The following is an 18,460-nucleotide window of genomic DNA, read 5'->3' as shown; positions in this document are numbered from 1 at the left end:
AATTTCAGACGTGCCGCGCCACCCGTTCAAGCCGCCGCATCCTGAGCGTGAGCGCAAAGCAGAGCAGCGCCAGCACGCAAAGCCCCCAAGCCAGCGGCAGGGGCGTCCCGTCAAAGGCCAGACCCAATGGCGCGGCAATCATCGCGGCACCAATGGTCGACAACCCGCTGATGACCGAGGCCGCAAGCCCCGCGATATGGCCCAGCGGTTCCAGCCCCAGCGCGTTGAGATTACCCAGCGTCATGCCGGCCTGAAAGAAGATCACCACTTGCAGGCCCACGAAACTGGCGAATTGCCATGACGGGGGCAGGGTGGGCCAGATCAGCGCAAAGCACAGGCTGAGCGACGCGGACACGGCAAACATCACCATGATGATGGCCCGCATGCCAAAGCGGCGCACGACAGCCGCATTGAGAAAGCCGGAACTGGCTGAAATCAGCGCCACGAACCCGAACCAGAGATGGAAGGTATCGCCGCGCCCAAATGTCTGGTCGAACACCAGTTGGACCGAGGATAGCATGCCAAACAGCATGCCAAAGGCCAGCGTCTGGGTCAGGACCGACAGGCGCACCATGGGAATGGCCCACATCTCGCGCAAGCCCTCCCAGATCAGCCGCGGGCGAAACGGGCGCTCGGAGCCGGGCTGCAACGTTTCGGGTTGGCGCAGGTAGAGCCAGAGCGCGGCCAGCGCGGCAAACAGAACGAAAGCGGCAAAGATCCCGCGCCAGCCGGTCAGGGCGATGATCCCGGCCCCCAGCGTCGGCGCGAGCACCGGCACCAGTGAAAAGACCACCATGACAAAGGAGACGAGCCGCGCCATTTCCCGGCCCTTGTAGCGGTCGCGGATCATCGCCATGGCGACCACGCGCGGACCGGCGGCACCCACTCCCTGCACGAACCGGGCAATGAGCAGCGCCTCAAGGCTTTGTGCCATCCCGGCGATCGCGGCGGCCAGCGCAAACAGTCCGCAACTCCAGAACATCACCGGACGTCGTCCATGGGCGTCGGACAGGGGACCGGTGAACAGGGTGCCCAGCCCCATGCCGCCGACAAAGGCGGTAACGACAAGCGCGGCGCGATCAGGTGCCACGGGCGACAGCGCCGTACCCATTGTGGTCAGGGCGGGCAGCATCGCGTCGATGGAAAAGGCGATGGTGGCCATCAGCATGGCCATCAATGCGACGAATTCGGTCTGGGAAATGCGTGACGTTAACATGAAGCTCCCCTGACGGGGCCTGTCCCGCGTCATATTCAGGGATTGGCCTAGGTCACTTGCTGGACGCCGTCAACGCACAGGGCAGTGCGCATTTTTGCGCCTCAGAGCTCACCGCGTCGGGGGATCGTCCGTGTTTGCCGGGGGCTCTTCCTTGTGGCCCAGTCGCCCGATGAGCCATTCGGTATGTTCCTCGCGCTTGCGCATGGCAAAGACGCCAAATTGCTGGATGGTAACGGCAAAGACCCCGAGGCCGAGGAAAATGAACACCGTAGTGCCGATCTTGCCCATGGCGGTGGCGGGGACAAGGCTGCCATAACCGACCGTGGATAGGGTCACGACCGTAAAGAAATAGGCATCGAGCCAGGACCAGCCCTCGACATAGCGGAAAAACACCGTGCCGGAGGTCACGATGATCACGATGGTCAGGAACAGGGCAAGAAGACGAAGAGGATGCATGGGCCTTACGCGGTCTGCTGCGCGCCCAGTTCTGCGATGACCCTGGACCAAAGCTCGGTCGGCTGGGCGCCCGGCACCGCGTGCTGGCCCGCCACGATAAAGGTCGGCACCGAATTCACCCCCATCTCGCGCGCCTTGGCGTCGCGGTCGCGGATGTCAGAAACATCGGCATCGCTGGCCAGAAGCCGCAGGATCACCGAGGCATCCATGCCCAGCCCGTCGGCGATATCGGCCAGCGTCTCATGATCGCCAATGTCGCGGCTGTCCACGAAATACGCCCTGAACAGCGCCGAGACCATCGCGGTCTGCTTGCCCTCGATCCCGGCCCAGTGGATCATGCGATGCGCGTCGATCGTGTTGGGGGTGCGCTGGATGCCCGACAGGTTGATCTCAAGCCCGGCCTTCTCCGCATGTTCCTGCACCGGAAGATAGGCCTGCACCGCGCCCTCCTGACCGCCGAACTTGCCCTCAAGATAGGCGCGCCGGTCTATGCCACCGGCGGGCATGTCGGGATTGAGCTGAAAGGGATGCCATTCAATGGTGAACGGATGATCGCCCGCCGCCTCCAGCGCCCGGTCGAGATAGGATTTGCCGATATAGCACCACGGGCAAATCGGATCGGAGATGATGTCAAGTTTGACCATGGCGCGCGCCCCTCTGACGGTGTTGGGGGCAGGGTGTAACAGGGCTTGTTCCGATTGGCGAGGGGGGCAGCAGCAACGGTGTGAGGCGGGCAGGGGGCGTTCACCCGTTGCCCCCATCCCGGAAAGCCGGGCGGTGTCACCTCAGCGCGTCAGTCCGCGACCACGATGTTGGTCCGCCACGTGTCACATGACGCGGCCAGATCGGCGGGCAGGGGTTTATCGGTGAAAAACGTGTCGATATCGGCAAGCGAGGCAATCCGGGCCGGGGCGCTGCGAGACAGCTTGGACTGGTCGGCCACCAGAAATGTCTTGCGGGACTGGCGCAGGATGGCCTGGCTGACGCTGACCTCCTGAATGTCGAAATCCAAAAGGTCTCCTTCGCGGTCCAGTGCGGAACAGCCAATCACGGCCAGATCGAATTTGAACTGACGGATTGTTTCTGCCGCCAGATTGCCGACCAGCCCGCCATCGGCTCGGCGCAATTGCCCGCCGGTCACGATGATTTCGCAATCGCGGTTCCCGGCAAGGATATTGGCCACGTTCATGTTGTTGGTGACCACCATGAGGTTTTCATGATGCATCAACTCCTGCGCGACTGCCTCGGTCGAGGTGCCGATATTCAGAAACAGCGAAATGCCATTCGGGATCTCGGCGGCACAGGCGCGGGCCATGGCGCGTTTTTCTTCGGCTTTGAGGGCACGGCGCTCTTCATAGCCGATATTGGTTGTGCCCGACGGCAACACCGCCCCGCCATGCACCCTTTCCAGTCGCCCCGCATCGGCAAGATCCGTCAGATCCCGGCGAATGGTCTGGAGCGTCACGTCAAAATGCCGGGCAAGCCCTTCGACCGTCACCTTGCCTTCACGGCGCGCGATCTCAAGAATTTCGGGATGGCGGAATGTTTGCGACATGATCGGCCTTATCTCCCAATAGCGTTCACGGCCGGACCTGTGCGGCGTTGGGGCAAGAGATTCGCGAAAAACGAATAGAAAGGCAACAAGAATTCCCTGGTTTCGTGCTGTTCTGTCTGATCTGGCTTAAATTGACGTCGGGTAAGCTGTTGATATCCCCCGACAAGCTCAAAAACGAACATAAACGAAAATATTTATATTGCGATCTTCCGGCAATTTCGTCACAAACGTGGTACAACGCGCTTGGAGGAGAATCGCGTGGGACACCCGACCGACACGGAAATCACAGACCTGTTCATCATTGGCGGCGGCATCAATGGCTGCGGCATCGCCCGGGACGCGGCGGGCCGTGGACTAACGGTGGCACTGGCCGAAATGAACGACCTAGCTTCCGCCACCTCTTCGGCGTCGACCAAGCTGTTTCATGGCGGGCTGCGCTATCTCGAATATTTCGAATTCCGGCTGGTACGCGAGGCACTGATCGAGCGTGAAACGCTTTTGAAAGCGATGCCACATATCAGCTGGCCGATGCGTTTTGTGCTTCCATATCATAAGGATATGCGTTTCGAGTCGGATACGCCGACCTCGAAACTGCTCAGCCTGTTCATGCCCTGGATGAAAGGGCGCAGGCCCGCTTGGCTGATCCGGCTGGGGCTGTTCATGTATGACCATCTGGGTGGGCGCAAGATCCTGCCAGGGACGTCGACCGTGGAGCTGAGCGGCTCGAAAGAGGGCGCGCCGCTGCAGGATCGTTTTGCCAAGGCCTATGAATATTCCGATTGCTGGGTCGAGGATTCGCGTCTTGTCGTGCTCAATGCCCGCGATGCCGAAGCGCGCGGCGCGCATATCATGACGCGTACACAGGTGGTCAGCGCGACAAGCGAAAACGGCATCTGGCGCATCGAAACGCGCAATACCGAAAGCAACCGTCTGCAAACCTTTTATGCCCGGATGCTGGTAAATGCCGGTGGCCCCTGGGTTGGCGACATCATCCAGACCAAGGTGCGGCTGAATTCACGCGAAGGTGTGCGGCTGGTGCGCGGCTCACATATCGTGACCCGAAAACTTTACGATCACGACAAGTGCTATTTCTTTCAGGGCACCGACGGGCGGATCATCTTTTCGATCCCCTATGAGACGGATTTCACCCTGATCGGCACCACCGACGCCGAACATACCGACCCGTCGGTCAAACCGGAATGCACCCCCGAGGAACAAGACTACCTGCTGGGCTTTGCCAACCAGTATTTCAAACAGCAACTGACCCGCGACGACGTGGTCTGGACCTATTCCGGCGTTCGCCCGCTTTATGATGACGGCGCAAGCAGCGCCACGGCGGCAACGCGGGACTATACGCTCAAGGTTGATACCAGCGCAGGCGCGCCGGTGCTCAATATCTTCGGCGGCAAGATCACCACCTATCGTCGCCTCGCCGAAAGCGCGATGGAGAAGATCGGGGACCACCTGAAACTGGCCAAGGGCAAATGGACCGCTGGCGTCGCTCTGCCCGGTGGCAACTTTCCGGTGGATGGCGTGGCCAAACTGGTGGCCGATCTGCAATCGCGCTTCCCGTTCCTGAGCGATTTTTGGGCCACGCGATTGGTTCGGGCCTACGGCACGGAAGCCTTGAAGATTCTGGGCAATGCAGAGCAAGCTGCTGATTTGGGGCAGGATTTCGGCGCCACGCTGACCGAAGCCGAGATCAGCTGGCTCATGACACATGAATATGCGCGCACGGCAGAGGACGTGATCTGGCGGCGCAACAAGCTGGGGCTGCGGCTGACGGCCGAGCAAACCCAGGCGCTTGATGACTGGATGGCGCAGCGTCGCCATTCCACACCCGCGGCGGCGGAATAAGGAGGAGGACCTGATGACGCTCGAACTGAGAGGCGTATCAAAGACCGTCGAGGGGCAGACACATATCTACCCGACGGATCTGACGCTGGAAAAAGGCACGATGAATGTGCTGCTTGGACCGACCCTGTCGGGCAAGACATCGCTCATGCGGCTGATGGCCGGGCTCGATGTGCCCGCTACGGGACAGGTGATCTGGAACGATCAGGATGTCACCGGCCAGCGCGTTCAGGACCGCAAGGTCGCGATGGTGTATCAGCAGTTCATCAACTACCCGTCGATGAGCGTCTATGACAACATCGCCTCGCCGATGAAGCTGATGGGCGTGAACAAGGCAGAGATCGACGCCCGCGTGCGCGAAACCGCCGAATTGATGAAGCTGACCCCGATGCTGGAGCGCAAGCCGCTGGAATTGTCGGGCGGTCAGCAGCAGCGCTGTGCACTGGCGCGCGCGCTGGTCAAGAATGCCGGTCTGGTGCTGCTCGACGAGCCGCTTGCGAACCTCGATTACAAGCTGCGCGAAGAGCTGCGGGTCGAGATTCCCAAAATTTTCGAAGCGTCCGGCTCGATCTTTGTCTACGCCACCACGGAACCCGAGGAAGCGCTTCTGCTGGGCGGCAATGTCGCCACCCTGTCCGAGGGCCGCATCACCCAGTTCGGCCCGACCCCGTCGGTCTATCGCCAGCCGGTGGATGCCACCACGGCGCGGGTCTTCTCGGATCCGCCGATGAACTTCCTGCCGATCTCCAAAACCGCCGACCGCATCATGTTCGGCGATGGTCAGAGCACCGCGGCAACCGGCAAGCTCGCCGAATTGGCCGATGGCCGCTACACCGCCGGGTTCCGTCCGAACCATCTTGAGATCAGCCAGCATTCGGCGAACGCGATGCAATTCGCCACGAAACTGTCGGTGACCGAGCTGACCGGGTCGGAGACCTTTGTTCACCTGGACCATTTCGGCGAACGCTGGGTCGGGCTGATCCATGGGGTTCATGAGCTGGATCTGGGCGCGCGGCTCGATGTCTGGCTGGACCCCCGCCATGTCTACATTTTTGGCGAAGACGGCAAGCTGGTGGCACCTGCCGCCTATGCGCTTGCGGCCTGAGGGAGGACACCATGGCCAAGATCACACTTGATAACCTCGCGCATTCCTACCTGCCCAATCCGGGCAGCGAAGACGACTTTGCGCTGAAGGAACTGAACCACGACTGGGACGACGGCGCGGCCTATGCGCTGCTGGGCTCGTCGGGCTGTGGCAAGTCCACGCTGCTCAACATCATCTCGGGGCTTCTGCACCCGAGCCAGGGCCGCATCCTGTTTGATGGCAAGGACGTAACGCACGCCCCCACCGCAGAACGCAATATTGCCCAGGTGTTCCAGTTCCCGGTCGTCTACGACACCATGACGGTGCATGACAATCTGGCGTTCCCGCTGCGCAACCGTGGCCGGGACGAGAGCTATGTCGCGGAGCGCGTTCAGGAAATCGCCCGTATGATCGGCATGGAGGAGATGCTGCGCAAAAAGGCGCGTGGTCTCACCGCCGATGCCAAGCAAAAGATTTCGCTGGGCCGTGGCATGGTGCGCAAGGACGTGAACGCGCTGTTGTTTGACGAGCCGCTGACCGTGATCGACCCGCATATGAAATGGGAGCTGCGCACACAGCTCAAGCAGCTGCACCATGATTTCGGGCATACCATGATCTATGTGACCCATGACCAGACCGAGGCGCTGACCTTTGCCGACAAGGTTGTCGTCATGTATGACGGCCGCGTCGTGCAGATCGGCACGCCCGAAGAGCTGTTCGAGCGTCCCGAGCATACATTCGTGGGTTATTTCATCGGCTCGCCGGGCATGAACGTGATCCCGGCGCGGATCGACGGCAACAAGGCCTATGTGAACGGCTCTTACGTAGAGCTCGCGCAGGGTTACAAACCGCTGGATGGCAAGGTCGAGATCGGCGTGCGCCCGGAATTCGCCAAGCTGAGCCAGACCGAGGGCCTGCCCGTCAAGGTGCGCCGCGTCGAGGATGTGGGCCGCCACAAGATCATCCGCGCAGAGTTTTTCGGGAGCGATATCAACATCATCGCGGGCGAAGACGACCATATCAGCGCCGATATGAACCGTGTCACATTCGATCCTACCCGCGTCAATGTCTATGCCAATGACTGGCGCGTAAACGGGGAGGCCGCGTGATGGATGGCCGTCCGATCCTGACACCGCAACAGATCATGGAACGCCAAATCCAAATGGTTGACCGTTTCCTCGATCAGGCATCCGCACAAATCGCGCGCCCCGTGGCGCACTCGTCCGGGGAGGGGGCGAAGTAATGGAAAAGACAGTCAATCAAAAGGCATGGTTTCTCGTCCTGCCTGTGCTGCTTCTGGTGGCCTTTTCGGCGGTGATCCCGCTGATGACCGTGGTCAACTATTCCGTTCAGGACACGTTCGGGAATAACCAGTTCTTCTGGGCCGGGCTTGAATGGTTCGAAGAAATGCTGCGCTCGGAACGCATGTGGGACGCGCTTGGACGCCAGCTCATGTTCTCGGGCATCATCCTGGCCATCGAGATCCCGCTGGGCATCTTCGTGGCGCTGAACATGCCTAAATCGGGCTTCTGGTCGTCCTTCTGCCTTGTGCTGATGTCGCTGCCGTTGCTTATTCCATGGAACGTGGTTGGCACGATCTGGCAGATCTTTGGCCGCGTCGATATCGGCCTGCTGGGCTACACGCTGGATGCGCTTGGCATCAACTACAACTACACGCAGGACATTCTGGCGGCCTGGGTCACGATCATCGTGATGGATGTATGGCACTGGACCTCGCTTGTGGCGCTGCTGGCCTTTGCCGGTCTGAAATCGATCCCCGACGCTTACTATCAGGCGGCCAAGATCGACCAGGCGTCGCGCTGGAAGGTGTTCCGCTTCATCGAACTGCCCAAGATGATGGGCGTGCTGATGATCGCGATCCTCTTGCGCTTCATGGACAGCTTCATGATCTATACCGAGCCGTTCGTCGTCACGGGCGGTGGCCCCGGCAACGCCACCACGCTGCTGTCGATCGACCTCGTCAAAATGGCGCTGGGACAGTTCGACCTCGGACCCGCGGCGGCCTTCTCGATCATGTATTTCCTCGTGATCCTTCTCATCTCCTGGGTGTTCTACACCGTGATGACCAACCTCGATAAGCGGGAGGGCTGATCCATGGCCGATATGACCGTAAACAAAACTTCATCCCGCGGGCTGTCTCTGCCCAAGATCAACAGCCGCCTCGTGGTGATGACCCTCTATCTCCTGTTCCTGCTCTTGCCGATCTACTGGCTGCTGAACATGAGCCTGAAGACCAACACTGAGATCCTGAACGAGTTCACGCTGTTCCCGCGCAATCTCACATTCGCCAACTACGCCACGATCCTCACCGATCCGGCCTGGTATATGGGTTATGTGAACTCGATCATCTACGTGACGGTGAACACGGTGATCTCTCTCGCGGTGGCGCTGCCGGCGGCTTATGCCTTCTCGCGCTATCACTTCATGGGCGACAAGCATCTGTTCTTCTGGCTCTTGACCAACCGGATGGCACCGCCCGCGGTTTTTGCGCTGCCCTTCTTCCAGCTGTATTCGTCGGTGGGCCTCTTTGACACCCATATCGCCGTGGCGCTGGCGCATACCCTGTTCAACGTGCCGCTCGCGGTGTGGATTTTGGAAGGCTTCATGCGCGGCGTGCCGAAAGAGATCGACGAGACCGCCTATCTCGACGGCTACAGCTTTGGTGCCTTCTTCGTGAAGATTTTCACGCCGCTGATTGCCAGTGGCATCGGGGTTGCGGCGTTCTTCTGCTTCATGTTCTCATGGGTGGAACTGCTCTTGAGCCGCACGCTGACCACCGTCGACGCCAAACCGATTGCCGCGATCATGACCCGGACCCAGGGGGCATCGGGCATCGACTGGGGCGTGCTGGCGGCTGCCGGTATCCTGACCATCGTGCCCGGCGCGCTCGTGATCTACTTCGTCCGCAACTACATCGCCAAGGGCTTTGCCCTGGGTCGCGTGTAAGCCTGAAGAAAGGGAGGACTTCCAATGGACTGGATGGCATGGACCTGGCCGACCGCGATCTTCTTCGCCGTCATCGCCTCGCTGCTGATCACCTTCACGGTGTTGGCCATTAAATTCCCGGAAACGCCCCGCACGGGCATTCTGCGGATCGAAACCACGAGGGGCGACCGGCTCTTCATCACCCTTCTGGGCTCGGCCTTTATCAATCTGGCTTGGCTCGGGATCGTTGGGGCGCAACAACCTTACGCCCTCATCGTCTGCCTGATCTACGCCGCCGCGGTCTTCCGCTGGGTGTAGCCACAGGCCCCCGTGGCCGGGACAGGAGGAGACCCGGCCACGCTTCGAACTTCCTCATTCATCGGTTCAAAATGGGAGGACAAAACCAATGAACCTCAACCTCAAATCCACAACAGCGGCGCTGCTGGTCCTTGCGGGCCCGGCCTTTGCCGACATGGATGCCGCCAAGGCGTTCCTCGATGCGGAAATCGGCGATCTATCGTCGATCAGCCGCGCCGAGCAGGAAGCGGAGATGCAGTTCTTCATCGACGCGGCCAAGCCGTTCGCAGGCATGGAGATCAAGGTCGTTTCCGAGACCATCACCACGCATGAGTACGAATCCCAGGTTCTGGCCCCCGCATTCACCGCCATCACCGGCATCCAGGTCACCCATGACCTGATCGGCGAAGGCGATGTTGTCGAAAAGCTGCAAACGCAGATGCAGTCGGGCGAAAACATCTATGACGCCTATGTCAATGACTCCGACCTGATCGGCACCCACTGGCGCTACCAGCAGGTGCGCAACCTGACCGACTGGATGTCGGGCGAAGGCGCGGCGGTGACCCTGCCGACGCTGGATCTGGAAGATTTCATTGGCCTGAGCTTCACCACTGGCCCGGATGGCAAAGTCTACCAGATGCCGACCCAGCAGTTCGCGAACCTCTATTGGTTCCGTTATGACTGGTTCAACGACGAGAAGAACAAGGCCGACTTCAAAGCGGCTTATGGCTATGATCTCGGCGTTCCGGTCAACTGGTCGGCCTATGAGGACATCGCGGAATTCTTCACCGGTCGCGACCTGTCGCATCTGGGTGTGGAAGGCGAAGTCTTTGGCAACATGGACTACGGCAAGAAAGACCCCTCGCTGGGCTGGCGCTACACCGACGCATGGATGTCGATGGCCGGTATGGGAGACGTGGGTGAGCCCAACGGTCTGCCCGTGGACGAATGGGGCATTCGTGTGAACGAAAACTCCCAGCCCACCGGTTCCTGTGTGGCCCGTGGCGGTGCAACCAACGCGCCTGCTGCTGTCTACGCCGTGGAAAAAGCGATTGAGTGGCTGAACAAATACTCGCCGCCCGCCGCCGCTGGCATGACCTTCTCCGAGGCAGGCCCGATCCCGGCACAGGGCAACGTGGCGCAGCAGATGTTCTGGTACACCGCCTTTACCGCCGACACCGTGAAGCCCGGCCTGCCGGTGATGAACGAGGACGGCACGCCGAAATGGCGCATGGCCCCCAGCCCGCATGGTGCCTACTGGAAAGAAGGCCAGAAGGTCGGCTATCAGGACGCTGGCTCCTGGACGCTGATGCAATCCACCCCGGTGGATCGTGCGCAAGCCGCGTGGCTCTATGCCCAGTTCGTCACCTCCAAGACCGTGGACGTGAAGAAATCCCATGTGGGTCTGACCTTCATCCGCGAATCCACCGTGCAGCATGACAGCTTCACCGAGCGTGCCGACAAACTGGGTGGTCTGGTCGAATTCTACCGTTCGCCCGCCCGTGTCGCATGGTCGCCCACCGGCACCAACGTTCCGGATTACCCGAAGCTGGCCCAGCTGTGGTGGCAGAATATCGGTGACGCCATGTCCGGCGCCAAGACCGCACAGGAAGCACTGGACAGCCTCTGCGCCGACCAGGAACGCGTTCTTGAGCGTCTGGAACGTGCCGGTATCCAGGGTGACATCGGTCCCAAGCTGAACGAAGAGCGTGATGCGGAATACTGGTTCGCCCAGCCCGGCGCGCCCTACGCCAAGCTTGAGAACGAAGATGAAGAGCCCCAGACCGTCAGCTACGATGAGCTGATCGCGTCCTGGGAATAAGCCTTCCTCCCCGGCCGGGGCCCGCTCTGGGCCTCGGCTTTTCTTTTGTCCATTTTACATCACGCCGCAAAGACATAGCCTGCAACCGCAACGAGGGAGAGGATTGGCATGACCCACATTTTGGCCATTGATCAGGGCACCACATCAACACGCGCCATCGTCTTTGACGGGGATATGCGCGCCATTGCCTCGGCGCAGGAAGAATTCCCCCAGCATTTCCCCGACAGCGGTTGGGTCGAGCATGACCCGGGCGATCTCTGGGCGACCACGGCGGCGACCTGCCGGGCGGCCATCGAGAAATCCGGCGGGGCCGAGATTGCCGCGATCGGCATCACCAACCAGCGCGAAACGACGCTGGTCTGGGACCGCAGCACCGGCAAACCCGTCCATAACGCCATTGTCTGGCAAGACCGGCGCACCTCGTCCATGTGTCAGACGCTCAAGGCGGACGGGTTCGAAGAGGTGGTGACCGACCGCACGGGCCTTTTGCTGGACCCGTATTTCAGCGGCACGAAACTGGCCTGGATACTCGACAATGTGGAGGGTGCCCGGGCGCGGGCTGAGGCCGGCGAATTGGTTTTCGGCACCGTTGATACATGGCTGGTCTGGAACCTGACCGGCGGTGCGGCGCATGTAACCGATGCTACCAATGCGGCGCGGACCATGCTTTATGACATCCGCAAGGGGCGCTGGTCGAAAACCATCTGCGACCGGCTGGGCATTCCCATGTCCATGCTGCCCGAGGTCCGCGACTGCGCCGCCGATTTCGGTGAAACGCGCGCCGATCTCTTTGGCCGCCCGATCCCGATCCTGGGCATCGCGGGCGACCAGCAGGCTGCCACGGTGGGGCAGGCGTGCTTTGAGCCCGGTATGCTGAAATCCACCTATGGCACCGGCTGTTTTGCGCTGATCAACACGGGCGATACGCCGGTGCGGTCGCAAAACCGGCTGCTGACCACCATCGCCTATCAGCTGGATGGCAAGCCGACCTATGCGCTGGAAGGCTCGATCTTTATCGCCGGTGCCGTGGTGCAATGGCTGCGCGACGGGCTCAAGATCATCCGTGAGGCGAAAGAGACGCAACCGCTGGCCGAAGCCGCCGATCCTGCGCAGAACGTGGTTCTGGTGCCGGCCTTCACCGGGCTGGGCGCGCCCTATTGGAACGCCGAATGCCGCGGTGCGGTGTTCGGCCTGACCCGTGGCTCGGGGCCGGAAGAATTCGCCCGCGCCGCGCTGGAGAGCGTGGGCTACCAGACCCGCGATCTTCTGGCCGCGATGCAGGCCGATATGGGCGGGGCAGGGGACGCAGTGCTTCGAGTTGACGGCGGCATGAGCGCCTCGGATTACACGATGCAGTTCCTGTCTGACATCATCGACGCCCGCGTGGACCGGCCCAAGGTGCTGGAGACCACCGCGCTTGGGGCGGCCTGGCTGGCGGGTAGCCGCGCAGGTATTTACCCCGATATGGACGGGTTCGCCGCGACATGGGCGCTGGAACGGAGTTTCGAGCCGTCGATGGCGGGTGAGGATCGCGACCGGAAATATGCCGCTTGGCAACGGGCCGTGACCGCGACGATGAGTTTCTGAGCATGTCCGAACCGATCACACTGCGCCGCTTCCTGACCCGCCATGCTGAACCCGGCGGGCTCGATCCCAATCTCATTTTCCTGATCGAGGACATCGCCTCGGCCTGCCGGGTGATCGGCAACCGGCTGCGCAACGCAGCGTTCGAGGGCAATCACGGCCTTGCCGGGGACACTAATGTTCAGGGCGAAGACCAGAAGAAACTCGACGTGATCGCCGACGAGGTCTTTGCCCGGATTTGCGAAAGCTCGCCGCGCCTTGCCGCGCTGGTCAGCGAAGAGCGCGAAGATGCGGTCTGGCTCAAGGAGCCGGAAGGCGGCGATTATCTCCTGTTCTACGATCCGCTGGACGGCTCATCGAATATCGATGTGAACCTGTCGGTCGGCTCGATCTTTTCGATCTGTACCGTGGGCGCGGATGGCGACCGCGACGTGCTCAAGGCTGGGCGCGCGCAGATGTGTTCGGGCTACGCGATCTATGGCCCGACCATGATGCTGGTTCTGACCGTGGGCAGCGGCGTTTACGGGTTTTCCTGTGAATACGGCACCGGGGATTTCCGGCTGACCCATCCGCGCATGACGATCCCGGCAGAGACATCCGAATTTGCCATCAACGCCTCGCGCTATCGTTTGTGGGACGCACCGGTGCGGCAATATGTGGACGAATGCCTGGCAGGGGCGACCGGCCCGCGCGGGCGCGATTTCAACATGCGCTGGACCGCCTCCATGGTGGCCGAGGTGCACCGCATCCTGACCCGTGGCGGCGTGTTTCTCTACCCCGCAGACGACGGCAACCGTACTGCGGGCGGCAAGCTGCGACTGCTTTACGAGGCCAGCCCCATGGCGCTTCTGGTGGAACAGGCGGGCGGTGCCGCCACCGACGGCCAGACGCGCATTCTCGATATCGCGCCGACGGGTCATCACCAGCGTGTGCCTGTCATCCTTGGCTCCGCCGACGAGGTGACGCGGCTGACCGACTATCACACCACGGGCGCCACCCCCGCCCATTCCTGAAGAAAGGTTCGGACATGGCTCTTGTTTCCCTGCGTCAGCTGCTCGATCACGCGGCTGAACATGACTATGCGCTGCCCGCGTTCAACGTGAACAACATGGAGCAGATGCTCGCCATCATGGCGGCGGCGGATGCCACCCAAAGCCCGGTCATCATGCAGGCCAGTCGCGGCGCGCGCGCCTTTGCCAATGACATCGTGCTGTCACACCTGATCCGCGCCGCAATCGAGCTTTACCCGCATATCCCGGTCTGCATGCATCAGGACCACGGCAACGCGCCCGCGACCTGCCTGTCGGCCATCACCAACGGGTTTTCCTCGGTCATGATGGACGGCTCGCTCAAAGCCGATGGCAAGACGCCCACCACGTTTGAAGAAAACGTCGCCGTGACCGCCAAGGTCGTCGAAATGGCGCATCTGGTGGGTGTGTCGGTCGAGGGGGAGATCGGGCATCTGGGGTCGCTCGAAACCCTGCGCGGCGAGGCCGAGGACGGGCACGGGTTCGAGGGGGCCTTGTCGCGTGAACAGCTTCTGACCGACCCGGAAGAAGCCGCCGAATTCGTGCGGCTGACCGGCGTCGATGCGCTGGCCGTGGCCATCGGCACGTCGCACGGGGCCTACAAGTTCACCCGAAAACCCGATGGCGAGATCCTTGCCATCGACCGCCTGCGCGAGATCCATACCCGCCTGCCGGACACGCATCTGGTGATGCATGGCTCTTCCTCGGTGCCGCAGGAATTGCAGGATATCATCAACGCCCATGGCGGCGAGATTGCCCCGACCTGGGGCGTGCCGGTCGAGGAAATCCAGCAGGGCATCCGCTTTGGTGTGCGCAAGGTCAATGTAGATACCGACCTACGGCTGGCGCTGACCGGCGCGATCCGTAAGGTTTTTGCGAAACACCCGGGGGAGTTCGATCCGCGCAAATACCTCGCGCCGGGGATCGAGGCCATGTCCGCCGTCTGCCGCGACCGGTTCGAGCAATTCGGCAGCGCAGGCCATGCGCCCCGGATCACGCCGATCACGCTGTCGGAAATGGCCGCGTGCTATGCCCGCATCGCGCCCACAGGTGCCGCTGCCGCGTAAGCGCATCCTGCCCTGACCGCCCTCGGCTGTCACGTCCCGGCGGCGGCCCGGACTATGTGGCCGGGGCAGGATGTGCTGCTGGGCCAGCGGGTCGAAGAGCCTGTCAGGTTTGACCGTATTGCTGCGCCTCCGGCGGTGACAGAGTCGGGTGTAAAAGGGCGGGTGAATGGCGAGGAGACGGGTGTTCGGTGGTGCGCAGAGATTGGAACGCGCGCAACCGAAAGAAAATTCTTGTCGGGAAATGAATGCGTCCTGACCTTAGGAACACAAATCTTGCATTGGGTACTGCGACGTCCCCCACATTGCCCCTTGCACCCCCGCCCAACCCCGTCTATACGCGCGACCATTAAACCGCAGGCATGGGCGGGCCTTTGGGGGAGACATCCCCAGATGTCCACCGGTTGAAGCATCCGCTTCTCATCCCGTGCCGAGGCGCAAACCGGAAAGGAAAAGAAGCATGGCTCTTCCCGAGTTCACCATGCGTCAGCTGCTCGAAGCTGGCGTTCACTTTGGCCACCAGACGCAGCGTTGGAACCCCCGTATGGGCGAGTTCATCTATGGCCAGCGTAACGGCATCCATATCATGGACCTGACCCAGACCGTCCCGATGCTGGACGCGGCTCTGAACGTGATCCGCGAGACCGTCGCCAAGGGCGGCCGCGTGCTGTTTGTCGGCACTAAGCGTCAGGCCTCCGGCCCCGTGGCCGAAGCCGCAGAGAAATGCGCGCAATATTACATGAACCACCGTTGGTTGGGCGGTACGCTCACCAACTGGAAAACCGTTTCGCAGTCGATCAACCGTCTCAAAGAAATCGACGAAAAGATGGCCGGTGGCGCAGAAGGTCTGACCAAGAAAGAGCGTCTGGGCATGGAACGTGACCAGGCCAAGCTGCAGGCCTCGCTCGGCGGGATCCGCGAAATGGGCGGCACCCCGGATCTTCTCTTTGTCATTGACGTGAAGAAAGAAGCGCTGGCCGTGGCCGAAGCCAACAAGCTGGGCATCCCGGTTGTGGCTGTGGTTGACACCAACTGCTCGCCCGACGGTGTGGATTACATCATCCCCGGCAACGACGACGCCGCGCGCGCCATCTCGCTCTATTGCGATCTGGCCAGCCGCGCAGCCCTTGACGGCATGTCGGCCCAGCTGGGTGCCGCAGGCGTTGACCTTGGCGCGATGGAAGAGGCTCCCGTTGAGGAAGCCGTGGCCGAAGAGGCGCCCGCCCAAGGGTAAGCCCCGGCTGTCACACGCGTGACATGCATTTCTGATCAGGGGGCAGGGGAGACTTTGCCCCCAAGACCATTTGACATGAGGAGAGCCGATATGGCGATCACAGCTGCACAGGTAAAAGAACTGCGCGAAATGACTGGCGCGGGCATGATGGATGCCAAGAAAGCGCTGACCGAGACCGACGGTGACATGGAAGCGGCCATCGACTGGCTGCGCACCAAGGGTCTGGCGAAAGCCGCCAAGAAATCCGGCCGTACCGCCGCCGAGGGCCTTGTGGCCGTCGCCGTGGAAGGTGGCAAGGGTGTGGTTGTCGAGGTGAACTCGGAAACCGACTTTGTGGCGAAAAACGCTGAATTCCAGGACATGGTGTCGGGCATCGCCAACGCCGCTCTGGGTGTGTCGAACGTGGAAGAGCTGGCCGCAGCTGACATGGGCGGCAAAGCCGTCTCCGAGGTGATCACCGACAAGATCGCCACCATCGGCGAGAACATGTCGCTGCGTCGCATGGAAACCGTCGAAGGTGCCTCCGTGGTGTCCTATGTGCACAACGCGGCTGCGCCCGGCATGGGCAAGATCGGTGTTCTGGTCGCGCTGTCCGGTGACAACGAAGCGTTCGGCAAGCAGGTCGCGATGCACGTCGCCGCCGCCGACCCGCGCCCCCAGGCGCTGAATGTCGAGGCGCTGGACCCGGCTGTGGTGGAAAAAGAACGTCAGATCCAGATCGACATCGCCCGCGAATCCGGCAAGCCGGAGCAGGTGATCGAGAAGATGATCGAAGGCCGCATGAAGAAATTCCTGGCCGAGATCACGCTTCTGAACCAGGCGTTTGTCGTCGATCCCGACAACACCGTGGAAGCGGCGGCCAGGGCGGCTGGCGTGGAAATCCTCGGCTATGTCCGCCTCGAAGTGGGTGAAGGCATCGAGAAGAAAGAAGAAGACTTCGCCGCAGAAGTGGCCAAGGCCGCTCAGGGCTAAGTTTTCGTCTCAGACGATGTGGAAGGGCTCGCCGGTTGGCGGGCCCTTTTGTTTCTGCGCCGAGGTCACCGGAAACTTTCAAAGTTTCCGGACCGATTTCTTCAAAAGAAATCGTGTGTATATGAGGTGTCGTTGGATCGCACGAGATGCGGGGCTGGTCGCGACAACCAGCCCCGATTTATGATGGGCCATCCCGGACAATGGGGATGAGACAGAATGGCCCGATTGGCCGACCGGCAATGGAGAAATTCACTGCCAGCCGACCTCCGGTTTCCCGGGCAGAACGGCGTTGCCTTGCAATCTCAAGGATCACTGTCCTGACGTTCCCTGGCTAAAGCCACCACTCACGGAACATCTGTAGATTGCCCCATTTACCCCACGTCACGAAAGTACGGTTTTCCGTACCCTCGGCCGTGCTTCCCGGCTAAAGCGCTTTGGGGCATAAGAAAAACCGATAGCTGTGAGGGAAATCACACTTGCGATGCCGGACGTTTCGGGGCTTCGCGAAAGACCGCGGCATGAGGTATCTAGGCGCCGGTGCGATTGAGCGGGCAGATTCGCGCCTCAGAGGTCGAGCACGAACATCTGGTTCTGGAACGCGGCCTTGAGCACGGCTTGCGCCGTGGTTTCCACGTTCAGCGCCTCGCGCGCGAGACGCAGGTGTTTTTCCACCGTCGCGGGCGTCAGCCCCATCAACAGCGCGATGTCCTGCGTGGTTTTGCCGTCGCCCACCCATTCCAGCGCCTCACGCTGGCGCGCGGTCAGTTTCTTGCCGATACCGGTAAAGGGCAGGGTGAGGATCTTGAGATGCGCCACATTGTTCATGGCGACGATCTCATTGCCTTTTTCGGCCCAGATCTCTTCGACATCTGTCTGGCTCATGCCGCGTTTTGCGGTCAGGGCAATTGCGCCTTTGGAGCGGGCCGACACCGCCTTGAAAGAAATCGTATACCCGGCAGTGACACCCATCTTCTGGTTAAAGCCCACGACGGCCATTTCCTGATCGGTCAGCGCGCCCTGTTCGGCCATCTCGCCAATCAGCCGCCACGACGCCACGCCTTCGTTTTCCATCGCCCAACGGGTCATGGGCGCGTTCTTGTAGAGTTCCTTGCCGACGAATTCATCGGTATAGGCCGGGTCGTGATTGGTCAGCATCAGGAAATCATTGGGATCACCCAGCGAAGTTTCCGTCCGGTAGTAGGTAAAGCCGTAGAGCAGCCGGTCGAACCCATATTCCGCCATCTTCCGGGTATGCATGTCCCACAGGACCTCGATGCTCGGAGCATTGGTCAGGTCCAGCAGATACTGGTTCCGAAAGGTTTGCATAGAGGCAAGCTCTCCTTGGGCG

General features: G+C 61.3%; 17 protein-coding genes. 12 read left to right on the top strand and 5 right to left on the bottom strand.

Annotated features, from left to right (window positions below; genetic code table 11):
• Positions 1-4: 4 nt before the first annotated feature.
• The 4 genes from PGB28_RS11185 to PGB28_RS11170 all read right to left on the bottom strand — a co-directional run bounded on the left by PGB28_RS11185 (position 5) and on the right by PGB28_RS11170 (position 3,227).
• Positions 5-1,216: an MFS transporter gene (locus PGB28_RS11185; protein WP_271421601.1), complete on the bottom strand. Its 1,212-nt coding sequence runs from the start codon at positions 1,214-1,216 to the stop codon at positions 5-7.
• A 108-nt stretch (positions 1,217-1,324) separates the two neighbouring features.
• Positions 1,325-1,672: a potassium channel family protein gene (locus tag PGB28_RS11180; RefSeq protein WP_271421600.1), complete on the bottom strand. Its 348-nt coding sequence runs from the start codon at positions 1,670-1,672 to the stop codon at positions 1,325-1,327.
• Between the two features lie 5 nt (positions 1,673-1,677).
• Positions 1,678-2,316 (bottom strand): DsbA family oxidoreductase, encoded by a 639-nt coding sequence (locus PGB28_RS11175; RefSeq protein WP_271421599.1) that lies wholly within the window; start codon positions 2,314-2,316, stop codon positions 1,678-1,680.
• Positions 2,317-2,465: 149 nt separating this feature from the next.
• Positions 2,466-3,227: a DeoR/GlpR family DNA-binding transcription regulator gene (locus tag PGB28_RS11170; RefSeq protein WP_271421598.1), complete on the bottom strand. Its 762-nt coding sequence runs from the start codon at positions 3,225-3,227 to the stop codon at positions 2,466-2,468.
• A 258-nt stretch (positions 3,228-3,485) separates the two neighbouring features.
• Between PGB28_RS11170 and glpD the strand changes: the two genes are divergently transcribed.
• The 12 genes from glpD to tsf all read left to right on the top strand — a co-directional run bounded on the left by glpD (position 3,486) and on the right by tsf (position 17,112).
• A complete protein-coding gene (gene glpD / locus PGB28_RS11165; protein ID WP_271421597.1) occupies positions 3,486-5,084 on the top strand; it encodes a glycerol-3-phosphate dehydrogenase in 1,599 nt (532 codons plus the stop codon).
• Positions 5,085-5,097: 13 nt separating this feature from the next.
• Positions 5,098-6,186: an ABC transporter ATP-binding protein gene (locus PGB28_RS11160; RefSeq protein ID WP_271421596.1), complete on the top strand. Its 1,089-nt coding sequence runs from the start codon at positions 5,098-5,100 to the stop codon at positions 6,184-6,186.
• An 11-nt stretch (positions 6,187-6,197) separates the two neighbouring features.
• Positions 6,198-7,274 (top strand): ABC transporter ATP-binding protein, encoded by a 1,077-nt coding sequence (locus PGB28_RS11155; protein WP_271421595.1) that lies wholly within the window; start codon positions 6,198-6,200, stop codon positions 7,272-7,274.
• Positions 7,275-7,407: 133 nt separating this feature from the next.
• The gene (locus tag PGB28_RS11150; RefSeq protein WP_093034230.1) at positions 7,408-8,277 is read left to right on the top strand and encodes a carbohydrate ABC transporter permease; all 870 of its coding nucleotides are present in this window, start codon (positions 7,408-7,410) and stop codon (positions 8,275-8,277) included.
• A gap of 3 nt (positions 8,278-8,280) precedes the next feature.
• Positions 8,281-9,132: a carbohydrate ABC transporter permease gene (locus tag PGB28_RS11145; RefSeq protein WP_271421594.1), complete on the top strand. Its 852-nt coding sequence runs from the start codon at positions 8,281-8,283 to the stop codon at positions 9,130-9,132.
• A 24-nt stretch (positions 9,133-9,156) separates the two neighbouring features.
• Positions 9,157-9,429: a DUF2160 domain-containing protein gene (locus PGB28_RS11140; RefSeq protein WP_095587541.1), complete on the top strand. Its 273-nt coding sequence runs from the start codon at positions 9,157-9,159 to the stop codon at positions 9,427-9,429.
• Between the two features lie 88 nt (positions 9,430-9,517).
• A complete protein-coding gene (locus PGB28_RS11135) occupies positions 9,518-11,230 on the top strand; it encodes an ABC transporter substrate-binding protein (protein WP_271421593.1) in 1,713 nt (570 codons plus the stop codon).
• A gap of 108 nt (positions 11,231-11,338) precedes the next feature.
• The gene (gene glpK / locus PGB28_RS11130; protein WP_271421592.1) at positions 11,339-12,817 is read left to right on the top strand and encodes a glycerol kinase GlpK; all 1,479 of its coding nucleotides are present in this window, start codon (positions 11,339-11,341) and stop codon (positions 12,815-12,817) included.
• 2 nt (positions 12,818-12,819) lie between these two features.
• Positions 12,820-13,827 carry a class 1 fructose-bisphosphatase gene (locus PGB28_RS11125; protein ID WP_271421591.1) on the top strand — a complete coding sequence of 336 codons (1,008 nt, stop codon included), beginning with the start codon at positions 12,820-12,822 and terminating at the stop codon, positions 13,825-13,827.
• 14 nt (positions 13,828-13,841) lie between these two features.
• Positions 13,842-14,909 carry a class II fructose-bisphosphate aldolase gene (fba, locus tag PGB28_RS11120; protein WP_271421590.1) on the top strand — a complete coding sequence of 356 codons (1,068 nt, stop codon included), beginning with the start codon at positions 13,842-13,844 and terminating at the stop codon, positions 14,907-14,909.
• A gap of 457 nt (positions 14,910-15,366) precedes the next feature.
• Complete coding sequence (gene rpsB, locus PGB28_RS11115; protein ID WP_271421589.1) at positions 15,367-16,140, top strand: 30S ribosomal protein S2; 774 nt, start codon at positions 15,367-15,369, stop codon at positions 16,138-16,140.
• A 90-nt stretch (positions 16,141-16,230) separates the two neighbouring features.
• Positions 16,231-17,112 (top strand): translation elongation factor Ts, encoded by an 882-nt coding sequence (gene tsf, locus PGB28_RS11110; RefSeq protein ID WP_271421588.1) that lies wholly within the window; start codon positions 16,231-16,233, stop codon positions 17,110-17,112.
• A gap of 564 nt (positions 17,113-17,676) precedes the next feature.
• On the opposite strand, the gene PGB28_RS11105 is transcribed toward tsf, so the two are convergent.
• On the bottom strand, positions 17,677-18,438 hold the full coding sequence (locus PGB28_RS11105) for a LuxR family transcriptional regulator (protein WP_271421587.1): 762 nt from the start codon (positions 18,436-18,438) through the stop codon (positions 17,677-17,679).
• Positions 18,439-18,460 lie beyond the last annotated feature (22 nt).

Source organism: Primorskyibacter aestuariivivens (assembly GCF_028023675.1).
GTDB lineage: Bacteria > Pseudomonadota > Alphaproteobacteria > Rhodobacterales > Rhodobacteraceae > Marinovum > Marinovum aestuariivivens.
Note: the sequence above shows the minus strand (reverse complement) of the source record. Positions and strands in the feature narration are given on the sequence as shown.